The 15,952-nt window shown below is 74.9% G+C and carries 13 protein-coding genes; 11 read left to right on the top strand and 2 right to left on the bottom strand.

Going from position 1 to position 15,952, the window contains the following annotated elements; genetic code table 11:
- The 4 genes from dxr (at position 1) to HKK73_RS07730 (ending at position 4,847) form a co-directional block, all read left to right on the top strand.
- Entirely contained in the window at positions 1-1,200 is a 1,200-nt protein-coding gene (gene dxr / locus HKK73_RS07715; RefSeq protein WP_171467755.1) for a 1-deoxy-D-xylulose-5-phosphate reductoisomerase, read from the top strand.
- A 58-nt stretch (positions 1,201-1,258) separates the two neighbouring features.
- Positions 1,259-2,569, top strand: a complete 1,311-nt coding sequence (locus HKK73_RS07720; RefSeq protein ID WP_034652469.1) for an RIP metalloprotease — start codon at positions 1,259-1,261, stop codon at positions 2,567-2,569.
- Positions 2,570-2,734: 165 nt separating this feature from the next.
- Positions 2,735-3,874, top strand: a complete 1,140-nt coding sequence (ispG, locus tag HKK73_RS07725) for a flavodoxin-dependent (E)-4-hydroxy-3-methylbut-2-enyl-diphosphate synthase (protein WP_021482273.1) — start codon at positions 2,735-2,737, stop codon at positions 3,872-3,874.
- Between the two features lie 7 nt (positions 3,875-3,881).
- Positions 3,882-4,847, top strand: coding sequence for a DUF4081 domain-containing GNAT family N-acetyltransferase (locus HKK73_RS07730; RefSeq protein ID WP_083712006.1), 966 nt, complete (start codon positions 3,882-3,884; stop codon positions 4,845-4,847).
- A gap of 39 nt (positions 4,848-4,886) precedes the next feature.
- Here HKK73_RS07730 and HKK73_RS07735 read toward each other — a convergent pair whose 3' ends face one another.
- The gene (locus HKK73_RS07735) at positions 4,887-5,810 is read right to left on the bottom strand and encodes an Fpg/Nei family DNA glycosylase (RefSeq protein WP_171467756.1); all 924 of its coding nucleotides are present in this window, start codon (positions 5,808-5,810) and stop codon (positions 4,887-4,889) included.
- A 33-nt stretch (positions 5,811-5,843) separates the two neighbouring features.
- On the opposite strand from HKK73_RS07735, the gene HKK73_RS07740 reads away from it, so the two are divergent.
- On the top strand, positions 5,844-7,727 hold the full coding sequence (locus HKK73_RS07740) for a proline--tRNA ligase (protein WP_051876593.1): 1,884 nt from the start codon (positions 5,844-5,846) through the stop codon (positions 7,725-7,727).
- Positions 7,728-7,896: 169 nt separating this feature from the next.
- Here HKK73_RS07740 and HKK73_RS07745 read toward each other — a convergent pair whose 3' ends face one another.
- Entirely contained in the window at positions 7,897-9,018 is a 1,122-nt protein-coding gene (locus HKK73_RS07745) for a DUF4439 domain-containing protein (protein WP_171467757.1), read from the bottom strand.
- Between the two features lie 147 nt (positions 9,019-9,165).
- Between HKK73_RS07745 and rimP the strand changes: the two genes are divergently transcribed.
- From rimP to truB, 6 genes are all read left to right on the top strand, one after another.
- Positions 9,166-9,771: a ribosome maturation factor RimP gene (gene rimP, locus HKK73_RS07750; RefSeq protein ID WP_086151333.1), complete on the top strand. Its 606-nt coding sequence runs from the start codon at positions 9,166-9,168 to the stop codon at positions 9,769-9,771.
- Positions 9,772-9,773: 2 nt separating this feature from the next.
- Entirely contained in the window at positions 9,774-10,835 is a 1,062-nt protein-coding gene (gene nusA, locus HKK73_RS07755) for a transcription termination factor NusA (protein WP_034653111.1), read from the top strand.
- An 81-nt stretch (positions 10,836-10,916) separates the two neighbouring features.
- Positions 10,917-11,240 (top strand): YlxR family protein, encoded by a 324-nt coding sequence (locus HKK73_RS07760; RefSeq protein ID WP_228485300.1) that lies wholly within the window; start codon positions 10,917-10,919, stop codon positions 11,238-11,240.
- Positions 11,241-11,397: 157 nt separating this feature from the next.
- Positions 11,398-14,256, top strand: a complete 2,859-nt coding sequence (gene infB / locus HKK73_RS07765) for a translation initiation factor IF-2 (protein WP_085388114.1) — start codon at positions 11,398-11,400, stop codon at positions 14,254-14,256.
- 187 nt (positions 14,257-14,443) lie between these two features.
- On the top strand, positions 14,444-14,896 hold the full coding sequence (gene rbfA, locus HKK73_RS07770; protein ID WP_043659091.1) for a 30S ribosome-binding factor RbfA: 453 nt from the start codon (positions 14,444-14,446) through the stop codon (positions 14,894-14,896).
- Between the two features lie 4 nt (positions 14,897-14,900).
- Positions 14,901-15,881, top strand: a complete 981-nt coding sequence (gene truB / locus HKK73_RS07775) for a tRNA pseudouridine(55) synthase TruB (protein ID WP_085388113.1) — start codon at positions 14,901-14,903, stop codon at positions 15,879-15,881.
- The last annotated feature ends 71 nt before the right edge of the window (positions 15,882-15,952 follow it).

Below are 15,952 nucleotides of genomic sequence, written 5' to 3' on the forward strand. Positions count from 1 at the left end.
ATGCCCGACGGACCTGCACCCACCCCGCGCACCGTGACGATCCTCGGCTCGACCGGGTCGATCGGCACGCAGGCGATCGACGTCGTCCGGTCCCACCCCGACCGGTTCCGGGTCGAGGCGCTCTCGGCGGGCGGGGGCGACGTGGACCTGCTGGCGCGCCAGGCCGCCGACCTGGGCGTGCGCGCGGTCGGAGTGGCGGACGCGACCCGCGCGGCGGACCTGGCCGAGGCGCTGTCGGCGGCCTGCGCCGGCCGCGGGGACGTCCCCGAGGTGCTCGCCGGACCCGAGGCCGCGGCCGAGCTCGCGGCGCGGGGGAGCGACGTCGTCCTCAACGGGGTCACGGGGTCGGTGGGCCTCGGCCCGACGCTCGCCGCGCTGCGCGCCGGGTCGACGCTCGCCCTCGCGAACAAGGAGTCGCTCGTCGCCGGGGGAGCGCTCGTCCGCGCGGCCCAGCAGCGCCCGGACCAGATCGTCCCGGTGGACTCCGAGCACTCGGCCATCGCCCAGTGCCTGCGGTCGGGGACGCGACCGGAGGTGCGCCGGCTGATCCTCACCGCCTCGGGCGGCCCGTTCCGCGGCTGGGAGGCCGACGCGGTCAAGGCCGCGACCGTCGACCAGGCGCTCGCGCACCCCACCTGGGCCATGGGTCCGGTCGTCACCGTGAACTCCGCGAGCCTCATGAACAAGGGCCTCGAGCTCATCGAGGCGCACCTGCTCTTCGACGTCCCGGCCGACGACATCACGGTCGTCGTGCACCCGCAGTCCGTCGTGCACTCCATGGTCGAGTTCGTCGACGGCTCGACGATCGCGCAGGCGTCGCCGCCGGACATGCGCCTGCCCATCGCGCTCGGGCTGTCGTGGCCCGACCGGCTCGACCCCGTGACGCCGCCGTGCGACTGGTCCGCCGCGACGTCGTGGACGTTCGAGCCGCTCGACGACGCGGCGTTCCCCGCGGTGAACCTCGCGCGTGCGGCCGTGGCGGCGAGCGCCACGCACCCGGCGGTGTACAACGCGGCGAACGAGGAGGCCGTCGCGGCGTTCCTCAGCGGACGCGCAGGTTTCGGTGACATCGTGGCGACGGTCGAGCGCGTGCTCGCGGCGCACGACGGAACCCCCGCGGACGCGCTGACGTTGGAGCACGTGGCGGAGGCGGAGACCTGGGCGCGCGCGCGAGCCCACGAGCTGCTGGACCGCCGGTGACGAGCAACCGTCGGGGCGGGACGACCGCCCTGGACGTCGAGAGGGAGCAGAGGGAACGATGGCCACGTTGATCGGCATCCTGGTGATCGTGGTCGGGATCGTCGTCTCGATCGCGCTGCACGAGGTCGGGCACATGGTGCCCGCGAAGAAGTTCGGCGTCCGCGTGAGCCAGTACATGGTCGGCTTCGGCCCGACCCTGTGGTCGCGCACCAAGGGCGAGACCGAGTACGGCCTCAAGGCGATCCCGCTCGGCGGCTACGTGCGCCTCGTGGGCATGTACCCGCCCGCGCCCGCGGGCGCCCGCCCCCGCGGCAGCGGGTTCTTCTCCCAGGTCGTGGCCGACGCGCGGGACGCCAGCACGGAGGAGATCCGGCCGGGCGAGGAGCACCGCGCGTTCTACAACCTCTCCGCGCCCAAGAAGGTCGTCGTCATGCTCGGCGGCCCCTTCATGAACCTCCTCATCGCGTTCGTCCTCATGGCGATCGTGTGCGTCGGCATCGGCCTGCCCGCGGTCACCACCACGGTCGGCTCGGTGAACGCGTGCGTCCCGTCCGCCGTGACGGACGAGGAGCAGGAGTGCGCCGCCGACGCCGACCCCTCGCCGGCCGCCGCCGCGGGGCTCCAGCCGGGCGACACGATCGTGGCGTTCGACGGCGAGGACGTCACCTCGTGGGACCAGCTCTCCGGCATGATCCGGGGCGCCGCCGGGCAGGCCACGCCGGTCGTCGTCGAGCGCGACGGCGAGCAGGTCGACCTCACCATCACGCCGGTCGACGTGGAGCGCCAGGTCGTCGCCGAGGACGGCACGCCTGTCGTCGACGACGACGGCGAGCCCGTCACGAAGCCCGCCGGGTTCGTCGGGTTCGCGCCGACCGTCGAGCGCACGCCCGCCGGGATCGGCGTGGCCGCGGAGGCCACGTGGCAGCAGGTGAGCGGCACGGCGGGCATCATCGTCACCCTGCCGGTCAAGGTCTACGAGGCCGCCCAGGCCGCGTTCACCGACGCGCCCCGCGGGCAGGACTCCGTGATGAGCGTCGTCGGGGTCGGCCGGGTCGCGGTGGACGTCGCGGGCGCGGAGAGCCCGGTGCTCGACCGCGTGGTGACCATGCTCCTGCTGCTCGCCGCGCTGAACGTCGCGCTGTTCGTCTTCAACCTCATCCCGCTCCTGCCGCTCGACGGCGGGCACGTGGTCAACGCGCTCTACGAGGGAGCCAAGCGCACCGTCGCGCGCGTCCGCGGTCGCCCGCGCCCGGGACCGGCCGACCTGGCGCGCATGATGCCGGTCGCGTACGTGATGTTCGTGGTCCTCGTCGGCGTCGGTGCCCTGCTGATCCTCGCCGACATCATCGACCCCGTCCGCCTCACGTAGCCCGGCGCGTCGTCCGAGGCCTCTGCTCCACCGGTAGTCGTGCGTGGAGGTGCCGCGAAGATGTGCGGGACCGCGCGGGAAGGTGACGTCCCGGACACCCGGCGGTGCCCCGTTCGACGCTCGCCGGGGGATACTAGGGGCGTGAGCGTACCCATCAGTCTCGGAATGCCTGCCGCGCCGCCGCCGGTCCTCGCGCCGCGCCGCAAGAGCCGCAAGATCAAGGTCGGCAAGGTGGACGTCGGCGGCGACGCGCCGATCAGCGTCCAGTCCATGACGACGACGCCGACGACGGACATCAACGCCACCCTCCAGCAGATCGCGGAGCTCACGGCGTCGGGCTGCGACATCGTGCGCGTCGCGGTGCCGAGCGCGGACGACGCGCTCGCCCTGCCGGCGATCGCGAAGAAGTCGCAGATCCCGGTGATCGCCGACATCCACTTCCAGCCCAAGTACGTGTTCGCCGCGATCGACGCGGGGTGCGCCGCGGTGCGCGTGAACCCGGGCAACATCCGCAAGTTCGACGACCAGGTCAAGGAGATCGCGAAGGCGGCGTCCGACGCGGGCGTGTCCCTGCGCATCGGCGTGAACGCCGGCTCCCTCGACCCCCGCCTGCTCGCGAAGTACGGCAAGGCGACGCCCGAGGCGCTGGTCGAGTCGGCCGTGTGGGAGGCGTCGCTGTTCGAGGAGCACGGCTTCCACGACTTCAAGATCTCCGTGAAGCACAACGACCCGGTCGTCATGGTGCGCGCGTACGAGCTGCTCGCCGAGGCGGGCGACTGGCCGCTGCACCTCGGCGTGACCGAGGCCGGCCCCGCGTTCCAGGGCACGATCAAGTCGGCCACCGCGTTCGGCGCGCTGCTGAGCAAGGGCATCGGCGACACGATCCGCGTCTCGCTGTCCGCGCCCCCGGTCGAGGAGGTCAAGGTCGGCAACCAGATCCTCCAGGCGCTCAACCTGCGCCCCCGCAAGCTCGAGATCGTCTCCTGCCCGTCGTGCGGCCGCGCCCAGGTGGACGTGTACACGCTCGCGGAGAAGGTCACGGCCGGGCTCGAGGGCATGGAGGTGCCCCTGCGCGTCGCCGTCATGGGCTGCGTCGTCAACGGCCCGGGCGAGGCGCGCGAGGCGGACCTCGGCGTCGCGTCGGGCAACGGCAAGGGGCAGATCTTCGTCAAGGGCGAGGTCGTCAAGACGGTCCCCGAGTCGCTCATCGTCGAGACCCTCATCGAGGAGGCGCTGCGCATCGCGGAGACCATGACGCCGGAGAACGACGCGCAGGCCGGCCCGCCGGTCGTCACGGTCGGCTGACGCCCTCGTGAGCCGCTGGCGCCCGTCCGTCCCGGCACTGCGGCCACGGGCGCGCGCCGGGTCGGGCGACGACGCGGCCGAGCGGGCCCGCGTGCTCTCCGACGCGGACGTCCCCGAGGCGCTCGCGGTGTGCGCGGGCGACCCGGTCGCGTCGACGCTCGCGGCGGCGCGGCTCGCCGTCGCGCAGCACGCCGGCCTGCACGCCGCGGGCGGCCAGGCGTGGGGCTTCCCCGCCGTCGGTCCGCTCGAGGCGGTGTGCTGGGCCGGGGCGAACCTCGTGCCGGTCGTCCCGGCGTCGCTCGACGCCGACCGCGCCCGCACGGCGGTCGCGGCGTTCGCCGCGCTCGCGCGGCACGCGGGGCGGCGGTCGTCGTCGGTCGTGGGCGAGCGCGACGCCGTCCTGGCGCTGTGGGACCTGCTCGCCCCGCACTGGCCGGCGCCGCGCGAGATCCGGGCGAACCAGCCGTCGCTCGCGATCGACCGCGACCCGGACGTCGAGCCCGACCCGCACGTGCGCCGCTCCGTCCCGGCGGAGGTCCCCGTGGTGCTGCCCGCGTGCGTGCGCATGTTCACCGAGGAGGTCGGCTACTCGCCGGTCGAGGGCGGGGGCCGCGCGTACGAGGAGCGCGTCCGCTCGCTCGTGCTCGCGGGCCGGTCCTTCGTCCGCATGGCCGCGGAGCCCGGCCGCTCGCCGCACGTGGTCTTCAAGGCGGAGCTCGGCGCGGTGACGCCGCGCGTCGCGCAGGTGCAGGGCGTGTGGGTCGACCCGCGGTACCGCGGGCAGGGGATCGCCGCTCCGGGGATGGCCGCCGTCGTGCGTCTCGCGCGCGAGCCCGGGCCCGCGGACGCGGCGCGCGGTGCGGCGCCTCCCGTGGTCTCGCTGTACGTCAATGACTACAACGCGGCCGCGCTCGCGACGTACCGCCGGGTCGGGTTCGAGCAGGTCGGGACCTACGCGACCGTGCTGTTCTGACGGCGCCGCCCCGCAGGGCGCGCCCCGCCCGGCGGGTCCTCACTTGAGCAGGCGCGACATCCGCCGGTCGGCGAGGACCTGGCCCCCGGTCTGGCACGTCGGGCAGTACTGGAGGCTGCGGTCGGCGAAGCTGACCTCGCGCACGGTGTCGCCGCACACGGGACAGGGCAGACCCGTGCGCCCGTGCACGCGCATCCCCGCGCGCTTCGCGTCCTTGAGCTCGGCGGCCGGCTTGCCCGACGCCGCCGCCACGGCCTCGGCGAGCACCTCGCCCACGGCGGCGTGCACGCGCGCGACCTCATCGGGCGTGAACGAGCGCGTGAGCTTGAACGGGCTCGTGCGCGCCGCGTGCAGGATGTCGTCGGAGTAGGCGTTCCCGATCCCGGCGATCGACGACTGGTCGCGCAGCAGCCCCTTCACCTGCTGGTTGCGCGCCGCCATGAGCGCCCCGAGCGCCTCGGGCGTGAAGGCCGGGTCGAGCGGCTCCACGCCCAGCGTCTCGATCGCCCGGACCTCCTCCGGGTGCCGCACGACGTGCACCGCGAGCCGCTTGCGCGTCCCGGCCTCCGTGAGGTCGAACCCGGAGCCGTCGTCGAACCGCACGCGCAGCGCGAGCACCGCGGCCTTCCCGCCACCGCTGCCGCCGAGGCGCGGGCGGACGGGCGTCGTCGGGGCCTTCTCGGACCAGCGCAGCCACCCGCCCCGGGCGAGGTGGAACACGAGGTGGACCTCGGCGTCGGGCCCGGGCACGCCGGTCCCGACGCCGGTCTCGGCGAGCACGAGGTCGAGCCACTTGCCGTGCCGTCGGGCGCCCGTGACGACCCGCCCCACCAGGGCCGAGACCGGCGGGTCGAACGTCTTGAGCGCGGCGATCTGCGCGACGTCCGCGGCCACGACGGTGCGGCCGGTCGCGCGGTCGTCGAGGAACCGGACGAGGGCCTCGACCTCGGGCAGTTCGGGCATGGGGACATCCTCCCCGCCGGTAGGGTGGGGCGCATGTCTTCCGTCACGTCCGGCGCGCCCGCCGCGGCCTCCACCCGCGTCCGGGGCGCCGACCTCCTGCGCCTGTCCACCCTGTTCGTCCGGACGCTGCGCGAGGACCCGGCCGACGCCGAGGTCGCGAGCCACCGGCTCCTCGTGCGGGCGGGCTACATCCGTCGCGCCGCCCCCGGCATCTACACCTGGCTCCCGCTCGGCCTGCGCGTGCTGCGCAAGGTCGAGGACGTGGTCCGCGAGGAGATGGCGGCCGCGGGCGCGCAGGAGGTGCACTTCCCGGCGCTGCTGCCCAAGGAGCCGTACGAGGCGACGGGCCGCTGGACGGAGTACGGGCCGAACATCTTCCGCCTCAAGGACCGCAAGGACGGCGACTACCTCCTCGCGCCCACCCACGAGGAGATGTTCACGCTCCTCGTCAAGGACCTGTACTCGTCGTACAAGGACCTGCCGCTGACGATCTACCAGATCCAGACGAAGTACCGCGACGAGGCGCGTCCCCGCGCGGGCCTCATCCGCGGGCGCGAGTTCGTCATGAAGGACGCATACTCGTTCGACACGACGGACGAGGGCCTCGAGCGCTCGTACGAGGCGCAGCGCGCGGCCTACCGGCGCATCTTCGACCGGCTCGGGCTCGAGTACGTCATCGTCGCGGCCACGTCCGGCGCGATGGGCGGGTCGCGCTCCGAGGAGTTCCTCACCCCGACCGCGATCGGCGAGGACACGTTCGTGCGCTCGCCCGGGGGCTACGCCGCGAACGTCGAGGCCGTCGTCACGCCGGTGCCCGAGGCGGTCGACTACGCCGACGCCCCGGCCGCGCACGTCGAGGACACGCCCGACACCCCGACCATCGCCTCGCTCGTCGAGCTCGCGAACGCGCGCTACCCCCGCGAGGACCGCGCGTGGACGGCGGCCGACACGCTGAAGAACGTCGTGCTCGCCCTGACGCACCCGGACGGCCGCCGCGAGGTCGTCGTCGTCGGGCTGCCGGGCGACCGCGAGGTCGACCTCAAGCGCGTGGGCGCGGCGTTCGAGCCCGCCGAGGTCGAGCCGGCCACTGACGCCGACTTCGCCGCCCACCCCGAGCTCGTCAAGGGCTACATCGGCCCGCAGGTGCTCGGCCCGAACGCGCGTCGCGAGGCACCCGCGGACGGCGACGCGTCCGACGCGTCGGCGGGGGAGACCCCCGAGCGGCACTCGGTGCGCTACCTGCTCGACCCGCGCGTCGTCGCCGGCACGCGCTGGATCACCGGCGCGAACGCGCCCGGCCGCCACGTGTTCGACCTCGTCGCCGAGCGCGACTTCGCCGCCGACGGCACGGTCGAGGCCGCGGAGGTGCGCGCGGGCGACCTCGCGCCCGACGGCTCGGGCCCGCTCGAGCTCGCGCGCGGCATCGAGATCGGCCACATCTTCGCGCTCGGCCGCAAGTACGCCCAGGCCCTCGGCCTCACGGTGCTCGACGAGAACGGCAAGCAGGTCGTCGTGACGATGGGCTCCTACGGGATCGGCGTCACGCGCGTCCTCGCGGCGCTCGCGGAGGCGAACCACGACGACGCGGGGCTCGCGTGGCCCGCGCACGTCGCGCCCGCGCAGGTGCACGTCGTCGCCACGGGCAAGGACGCGAGCGTGTTCGAGGAGGCCGAGCGCCTCGCGACCGAGCTCGCCGGCCGCGGCGTCGAGGTGATCTACGACGACCGGCCCAAGGTCTCGCCCGGCGTGAAGTTCAAGGACGCCGAGCTCCTCGGCGTGCCCCTCCTGCTCGTCGTGGGCCGCGGCCTGGCCGACGGCGTCGTCGAGGTCCGCCCGCGCGCGGGCGAGGCGGCGCAGGTCGCCGTCGAGGACGCCGTCGAGCACGTCGCGGGCCGGGTCGCCGAGCTCCTCGGCTGACCGTCCGCGCAGCCTCGGGGCGCCCCGGTCCGGACCTCCGGGCCGGGGCGCTCTGCTGCGCTCACGGCCGTGCGGCGTGGCGCTCCGGGTGCGCGCTGCGCGGGGTCGTCGGTGCACCAGGGTGCCCGCGGGAGTCGGCGTCGCGCCCGTGCGTGCGAGCCGGGCGCGTTCAGCCTGCCGTCTGCTCCGGCAGGCCCGGGAACGCGACGGGCGCCTCGCCCCACGCGACGGCGCTCGCCCACGCGTCCGCGAGGAGCGCGACGGCCTCGGCCCGGGACGTCGGCGCCGCCGCGGCGACGAGGCTCGCGTACGTCTGCGCGAGCCCCGACTCGACCTGGCGCGCGAGCGCGGCCGCGTCCGTGCCGTCGGGCAGCGCGTAGGCGACGCGACGCGGGTCCTGCGGCGTCCCGTCGGTGCCCGCGGCGAGGGCCCAGCCCTGCGCGCGGGCGCGGTGCTGGGCGGCGCGCGCGACCGCGGCGGTGCGCACGTCGCCCTCCGACTGCGCGGCGCGCACCTCGTAGCCGTACCCGGCCGCGTCCTCCGCCTCGACGAGCGTCGCGAGGTCCGCGGCGCCGACCCCGCCGGGCGCCTCGTCGACGGGCAGCGGATCGGCGAGGCCTGCCGCGGCCGTCGAGCCCGTGGCCGCGGCGAGCCGCTGCGCCGAGACGTGCTCCGAGGCGGCGACCGACGCGAGGAGCCGCGCGAGCCGGGCGTCCGGCGAGGCGTCCGCCGCGGCGCCCGTCCGCTCGGCCGCGCCCACGAGCGCGGTGACGACGTCGTCCGTCGTCGCGGTGCCGGGGGCGGGCGTGCCCGCCGCGTCCGTGCTCGTCCCCGTGGTCCCGGGGTCGGACGTCGTCCCGTCCGCGCCCGGGGCGGCGGTACCGGTCCCCGGGGCGTCGGTTCCGGCCTCGCCCGCGACGTCGTCCTCGGGCTCCGTGGGGTCCTCGAGGCCGGAGTCGTAGACCCCGCCGAGCGCGTCGACGTGCTCCTCGGCGAACGCGGCGGCCTCGCCGAGCACCGCGAGCGCGGCCGGGTCGGTCACGCGGGGCGTGACGTCCGCCACCAGCGCGGCGACCGTGAGCGCGTCGTCGACGGCCCCGGAGCGGAGCACCTCGACCGTGTCGGGGGAGGGCTCCGTGGGCGGCGGCGTGTCCAGCCGGACGCCGCACCCGGCCGCCAGGACGCCCGTCGCGAGCACCGTGACGACCGCGAGCAGACGGCCGGCACGGGCCGCGGGACGGGTCCGCCGGGCTCGGGGGGCGGCGTCGGCCGCGGTCGCGTGGGGAGTCATCGGGGGCGATGATGTCACGTCCGGGGCCCGCGAGTCGTTAGGCTGGTCCCCGTTCCGACGTCCCGCGAGCGGGGGTCGGAGCACCCGAGACAACAACACACCGGTCGTCTGGCGTACCCGGCGTGGGACACGGACAGGAGCTGAGTCATGGCAGGGCAGGCGGGCGGTCAGTCCGGCAGAGGGTCCGGAGGCGACGCGGCGGCGCACGCGCTCCGGGAGAGCGTCCGCGAGGCGGTCGAGCCCGCGGTCCGCGACGCCGGGCTCCACCTCGAGGACGTCACGGTGTCGCGCGCGGGTGCCCGTTCGGTGGTGCGCGTCGTGCTGGACCTCCCCGACGACGTCGAGGGCAGCCTCGACCTGGACGCGGTGGCCGAGGCCACGCGCCCGATCTCCGCGGCGCTGGACACGGTGGACCCGCTCCACGGCGCGTACACGCTCGAGGTCTCGACGCCGGGCACGGACCGTCCGCTCACCGAGCCGCGCCACTTCCGGCGCGCCCGCGGCCGTCTCGTGCGGCTCGTCCTGACCGACGGCGGCACGCTCGAGGGCCGGCTGCGCTCCGGTTCGGCGGTCGAGACCGAGCTGGTCCTCGACGTCCCCGGCGCGCGCGGCGCGGTGACCGAGCGCGTGGTGCCGCTCGCCGACGTCGTGCGCGGCGAGGTGCAGGTCGAGCTCAAGCGCGCCCTCGAGGCGGACCTGCCCGAGCTCGACGGCTCCGCCGACGAGACGACCGACCACGACGAGGAGGCCTGACGATGGACGTGGACATGAGCGCGCTGCGCCTGCTGGAGCGCGAGCGGGACATCAGCCTCGACGTGCTCGTCGCGGCGATCGAGCAGGCCCTGCTCTCGGCGTACCACCGCACCCCCGACGCGTACACCCGTGCGCGCGTCGAGCTCGACCGCAAGACGGGCCACGTGACGGTGTGGGCGCGCGAGGAGCTGCCGGCCCCCGCGACCGACGACGAGGACGCCCCGCGCGGCCCCGTCGAGTACGGTCCCGAGTTCGACCACACGCCCGCCGACTTCGGGCGCATCGCGACCTCGACCGCACGCCAGGTCATCGTCCAGCGCCTGCGCGACGCGGAGGACGACCAGATCCTCGGCACGTTCCGCGGGAAGGAGGGCGAGGTCCTCGCGGGCGTCATCCAGCAGGGCCGCGACCCGCGCGTCGTGCTCGTGGACGTGGGCGGCACGGAGGCCGTGCTCCCGCCGCACGAGCAGGTCCCCACGGAGGAGTACGTGCACGGCGAGCGCCTGCGCGCCTACGTGCTCGAGGTCGCCCGGGGAATGAAGGGCGCGCAGATCACGTTGAGCCGCACGCACCCGAACCTCGTCCGCAAGCTCTTCGAGCTCGAGGTCCCCGAGGTCGCCGACGGCTCGGTGGAGATCACCGCCATCGCGCGCGAGGCGGGGCACCGCACCAAGGTCGCCGTCCGCTCGCGCGTCCCGGGGCTCGGAGCCAAGGGCGCGTGCATCGGGCCCATGGGCTCGCGCGTGCGCGCGGTCATGGCGGAGCTCCACGGCGAGAAGATCGACATCGTCGACCACAGCGACGACCCGGCCCAGTTCGTGGCCAACGCGCTGTCCCCGGCGCGTGTGTCGTCGGTCACGGTGGTCGACGAGGTGGCGCGCGCCGCGCGCGTCGTCGTCCCGGACTTCCAGCTCTCCCTCGCGATCGGCAAGGAGGGGCAGAACGCCCGCCTGGCCGCGAAGCTCACGGGGTGGCGCATCGACATCCGCTCGGACGAGGGCGGCGCCCCGGCCGAGGGGTCGGACGGTGCCGCTCCCGCAGGTCCTCGCGCTGCCGACCGGTAGCCGCGGAGCGTGGGACGGTCACGGATGACGGACCGGCGCGGTAGACTGTCATCGACCGGGCCGCGAGCCCGCACCTCGACCATGCCCCCGGACTCCACGACCCTTCCCGTTCCGACGGGATCGGGTCCGGTCCGCACGTGCGTCGGGTGCAGGCAGCGCGACCTGCGGTCAGCTCTTCTCCGTCTGGTCCTCGACCGGTCCGGCGCGGGCACCGACGAGCCACGGCTCGTGGTGGACGCCGGGCGGTCGCTGCCGGGTCGCGGTGCGTGGCTCCACGCGTCGACCCGGTGCCTCGAGACGGCGGAACGCCGGCGGGCCGTCCCGCGGGCCCTGCATGTCGCCGGGCCCCTCGACCTCGCCGCGGTCCGCGCCGTGATCGAGGCCCGTCCGGGAGAGCACCTCTGAGCCATGCGTCACGGCCCCGTCCGTACGGGGCCGCCAGCACGACACGTCGACAAGGAAGCGGGTTAGAAGCCGATGGGCACCCGATGAGTACCCAGCGATGAGCACCCAGCACTAACGACGGTCCTCCCTGTCCGGGGCGGGCCGAGACAGGAGAGTTGTGGCAAAGGTCCGCGTCTACGAGCTCGCGAAGGAGCTCGGGGTGGAAAGCAAGACCATCATGACCAAGCTGACGGAGCTCGGTGAGTTCGTCCGCTCGGCATCCTCGACCATCGAGCCACCGGTGGTCCGCAAGCTGCGCGACGCCTTCCCCGCCGGGGGTGGCGGCGCGAGCAAGCCCGCGGCACCCGCCGCGCGTCCGGCCGCGCCGAAGCCGGCCCCGAAGCCGGAGGTCAAGGCCGAGCCGGCCGCGCCGGCTCCGCAGGCCCCGCAGGCCGCGGCCCCCGCCGAGCCGGCCGCGCCGGCCCCGAAGGCTCCGGCACCCGCCGCGCCCGCGGCGCCGGCCCCGAAGGCTCCGGCACCTCAGGCTCCCGCGGCGCAGCGTCCGACGCCCGCGCCCGCGCAGAAGCCCACCGCCTCGCCCAAGCCGGGCGGCGGCACGAACGCGCCCGCCCCGCGCCCCGGTGGCTCGGGCGGACGTCCCGGCGCACCGCGTCCGGGGAACAACCCGTTCGCGACCAGCCAGGGCATGCCCCGGCAGGGTGGCCCGCGTCCGGGCGCCCCGCGCCCGGGCAACAACCCGTTCGCCCCGAGCCAGGGCATGCCCCGGCCCGGGTCGCGCCCCGAGCGCACCGAGGGTGCGGCGGCGGCATCCGGCGAGCGCTCGGGCGGTCCTCGCCCGGGCGGCCCGCGTCCGGCGCCGCGTCCCGGCGGCCCGCGCCCCAACCCGGGCATGATGCCCGGCCGCACCTCGATCGGCCGTCCCGGTGAGCGTCCTGCTCCCGGTGGTCGTCCCGGTGGCGGTGGCGGCGGTCGTGGCGGCGGCTTCGGCGGTCGTCCCGGTGGTGGCGGCGCTCCCGGCGGTGGCGGCGGCTTCGCCGGCCGTCCCGGTGGCGGTGGCCGCGGTGGCGCCGGTCGTGGCTCGACGCAGGGCGCCTTCGGGCGCGCCGGCGGTCGTCCGGTCCGTGGGCGGAAGTCGAAGCGCGCGAAGCGCCAGGAGTTCGAGCAGATGCAGGCGCCGTCGCTCGGCGGCGTGCAGGTTCCCCGCGGGAACGGCTCGACCGTCGTGCGGCTGCGTCACGGCTCGTCGCTCAACGACTTCGCCGACAAGATCGACGCGAACCCCGCGAGCCTCGTGACCGTGCTGTTCCACCTCGGTGAGATGGCCACGGCGACGCAGTCGCTCGACGAGGACACGTTCGGTGCCCTCGCGTCCGAGCTCGGCTACGTCATCGAGATGGTCTCGGCCGAGGAGGAGGACCGCGAGCTGCTCGGGTCGTTCGACATCGACCTGGACGCGGAGCTCGAGGCCGAGGGCGACGACGAGCTCGCCGCCCGCCCGCCGGTCGTCACCGTCATGGGTCACGTCGACCACGGAAAGACCAAGCTCCTCGACGCCATCCGCCAGACGGACGTCGTCGCGGGCGAGGCCGGCGGCATCACCCAGCACATCGGTGCGTACCAGGTGCGCCACGAGCACGAGGGCGTCGACCGCGCCATCACCTTCATCGACACCCCGGGTCACGAGGCGTTCACCGCCATGCGTGCCCGTGGTGCCCAGGTGACGGACATCGCGATCCTCGTCGTGGCCGCGGACGACGGCGTGATGCCGCAGACCATCGAGGCGCTCAACCACGCCCAGGCGGCGAACGTGCCGATCGTGGTCGCGGTGAACAAGGTGGACAAGGAGTCGGCGAACCCGGCCAAGATCCGCCAGCAGCTCACCGAGTACAACCTGGTGGCCGAGGAGTACGGCGGCGACACGATGTTCGTCGACGTGTCCGCGAAGCAGAACATGGGCATCGACGACCTCCTCGAGGCCGTCCTGCTCACGGCCGACGCCTCGCTCGACCTGCGTGCGAACCCCGACAAGGACGCGCGCGGCGTCGCCATCGAGGCGAACCTGGACAAGGGCCGCGGCGCCGTCGCGACCGTCCTCGTCCAGTCCGGCACGCTGCACGTCGGTGACGCGATCGTCGCCGGCACGGCCCACGGCCGTGTCCGGGCGATGTTCGACGAGCACGGCAACGCCGTGACCGAGGCGGGCCCCGCCCGTCCGGTCCTCGTGCTGGGTCTCGCGTCCGTGCCGAGCGCGGGCGACACGTTCCTCGTGGCGCCCGACGAGCGCACGGCCCGCCAGATCGCCGAGAAGCGCGAGGCTGCCGAGCGCGCCGCCCTCCTGGCCAAGCGCCGCAAGCGCATCAGCCTCGAGGACTTCACGCAGGCTCTCCAGCAGGGCAAGGTCGAGACCCTCAACCTCGTCCTCAAGGGCGACGTGTCCGGTGCCGTCGAGGCCCTCGAGGACGCGCTGCTCAAGATCGACGTGGGCGACGAGGTCGAGCTGCGCGTCATCCACCGCGGTGTCGGTGCGATCACGCAGAACGACGTCAACCTCGCGACGGTCGACAACGCGATCATCATCGGCTTCAACGTGAAGTACGGCGAGCGCGTCGAGGACCTGGCCGAGCGCGAGGGCGTCGACGTCCGCTTCTACTCGATCATCTACCAGGCGATCGAGGACGTGGAGGCCGCGCTCAAGGGCATGCTCAAGCCGGAGTACGAGGAGGCCCAGCTGGGCACGGCGGAGATCCGCGAGATCTTCCGCTCCTCCAAGTTCGGCAACATCGCCGGCTCGATCGTCCGGTCGGGCGAGATCCGCCGCAACGCCAAGGCGCGCGTCCTGCGCGACGGCAAGGTCGTGGGGGACAACCTCACGGTCGAGTCGCTCAAGCGGTTCAAGGACGACGCCACCGAGGTCCGCGAGGGCTTCGAGTGCGGTATCGGTCTGGGCTCGTTCAACGACCTCCAGGTCGGCGACACCATCGAGACGTTCGAGATGCGCGAGAAGCCGCGCTCCTGACGCTCGTCACGCCCGGGGGCGGTCACGGTCATCGTGGCCGCCCCCGGGCGTTCGTCACCCCGCGGTCGTCATCACCCGCAGTCGTCAGTCAGCACCCCACCGCGGTCACCCACCCGGCCGGTGGGCGCCGTTCGACGTACGGTCGTCGGGACCGTCGCCGGAAGGCTCGGCACGAAAGGAAGAAGACATGGTCGACCACCCCCGGGCGAGGAAGCTCGCCGACCGCATCAAGGAGATCGTCGCGCAGATGCTCGACACGCGGATCAAGGACCCGCGCCTCGGGTTCGTCACGGTCACGGACGTCCGTGTCACCGGTGACCTGCAGAACGCCTCGGTGTTCTACACCGTCTACGGGACGGACGAGGAGCGGGCCGGGACGGCCGCCGCGCTGGAGAGCGCGAAGGGCCTCATCCGGTCGGAGGTCGGCAAGCAGACCGGCATCCGCCTCACTCCGGCGATCGAGTTCCACCTCGACGCGGTGCCCGAGACGGCGGCGCACCTCGACGCCGCGCTCGTGGAGGCCCGCCGGCGCGACGCCGAGCTCGCCGCCCTGCGCGAGGGCAAGCCGTTCGCCGGGGACGCCGACCCGTACCGCACGTCGGAGGACGCGGACGCCGTCGCCGACGACGACCGGGCCTGACCGCGTGGGCGCACGCCCGTCCGCGACCGACCGTCGGGAGCGACGCCCCGTCGCTCCCGACGGTCTCGTCGTCGTCGACAAGCCCGCCGGCTGGACGAGCCACGACGTCGTCGGCCGTGGCCGACGCCTCGCCGGCACGCGCAAGGTCGGCCACGCGGGCACGCTCGACCCCATGGCCACGGGCGTGCTCGTGCTCGGCGTCGGGCGCGCGACGAAGCTGCTGACGTACGTCGTCGGCGCCGACAAGGACTACGACGCGACGATCCGCCTCGGTGCGGCGACCACGACCGACGACGCGGAGGGCGAGGTGCTCTCGCGGGCGGACGCGTCCGCCGTCGTGCGGGCCGACCTCGAGGCGGGGATCGCCGGCCTCACCGGCGAGATCCTCCAGGTGCCGAGCACGGTGAGCGCGATCAAGGTCGACGGGCAGCGCGCGTACGCGCGGGCCCGCGCGGGCGAGGAGGTCGCGCTGGCGGCGCGGCCCGTCGTCGTCTCGCGCTTCGACGTGCTCGCGGTGCGGCCCGTGGCGCCGGGGGAGCAGGGCGTCCCCGACGACGCGCCGCCCGCGCTCGACGTCGACGTCACCGTGACCGTGTCGTCGGGGACGTACGTGCGCGCGCTCGCGCGCGACCTCGGGTCGGCGCTCGGCGTCGGCGGCCACCTCACGGCGCTGCGGCGCACGCGGGTGGGCGGGTACGGGCTCGACGTCGCCTCGACGCTCGAGGAGCTCGAGGCCCAGGCGGACCGCGACGGCGTGCTCGCGACCCTGCCGCTCGCGCAGGCGGCCCGTGCGACGTTCCCCGTGCGCGAGCTGACCCCGGAGCAGGCGACCGCGCTGTCGTACGGGCAGTGGGTCGACGCGACCGGGACGCCCGGCACGACGGCGGCGATGTCCCCGACGGGCGAGCTCGTGGCGCTCGTGGAGGACACCCGCCGCGGCGGCAAGGACCTCGCCCGGCCGGTCCTCGTGCTCGCTCCCGCCTGACGCGTCCGGTTCGGCGTCGTGCCCGGGGCGTGGCAGTCTTGTCCAGCGCGGTCCCGGTGCCTCCCCGTCCG

It is taken from the genome of Cellulosimicrobium sp. 72-3, assembly GCF_013127315.1.
Taxonomy (GTDB): Bacteria; Actinomycetota; Actinomycetes; order Actinomycetales; family Cellulomonadaceae; genus Cellulosimicrobium; species Cellulosimicrobium funkei.

Bases quoted from the DNA above. Each gene is read 5' to 3' on its own strand.
- dxr (WP_171467755.1), top strand. From the start codon at position 1: ATGCCCGACGGACCTGCACCCACCCCGCGCACCGTGACGATCCTCGGC.
- HKK73_RS07720 (WP_034652469.1), top strand. From the start codon at position 1,259: ATGGCCACGTTGATCGGCATCCTGGTGATCGTGGTCGGGATCGTCGTC.
- ispG (WP_021482273.1), top strand. From the start codon at position 2,735: ATGCCTGCCGCGCCGCCGCCGGTCCTCGCGCCGCGCCGCAAGAGCCGC.
- HKK73_RS07735 (WP_171467756.1), bottom strand. From the start codon at position 5,810: ATGCCCGAACTGCCCGAGGTCGAGGCCCTCGTCCGGTTCCTCGACGAC.
- HKK73_RS07740 (WP_051876593.1), top strand. From the start codon at position 5,844: ATGTCTTCCGTCACGTCCGGCGCGCCCGCCGCGGCCTCCACCCGCGTC.
- HKK73_RS07745 (WP_171467757.1), bottom strand. From the start codon at position 9,018: ATGACTCCCCACGCGACCGCGGCCGACGCCGCCCCCCGAGCCCGGCGG.
- rimP (WP_086151333.1), top strand. From the start codon at position 9,166: ATGGCAGGGCAGGCGGGCGGTCAGTCCGGCAGAGGGTCCGGAGGCGAC.
- nusA (WP_034653111.1), top strand. From the start codon at position 9,774: ATGGACGTGGACATGAGCGCGCTGCGCCTGCTGGAGCGCGAGCGGGAC.
- HKK73_RS07760 (WP_228485300.1), top strand. From the start codon at position 10,917: ATGCCCCCGGACTCCACGACCCTTCCCGTTCCGACGGGATCGGGTCCG.
- rbfA (WP_043659091.1), top strand. From the start codon at position 14,444: ATGGTCGACCACCCCCGGGCGAGGAAGCTCGCCGACCGCATCAAGGAG.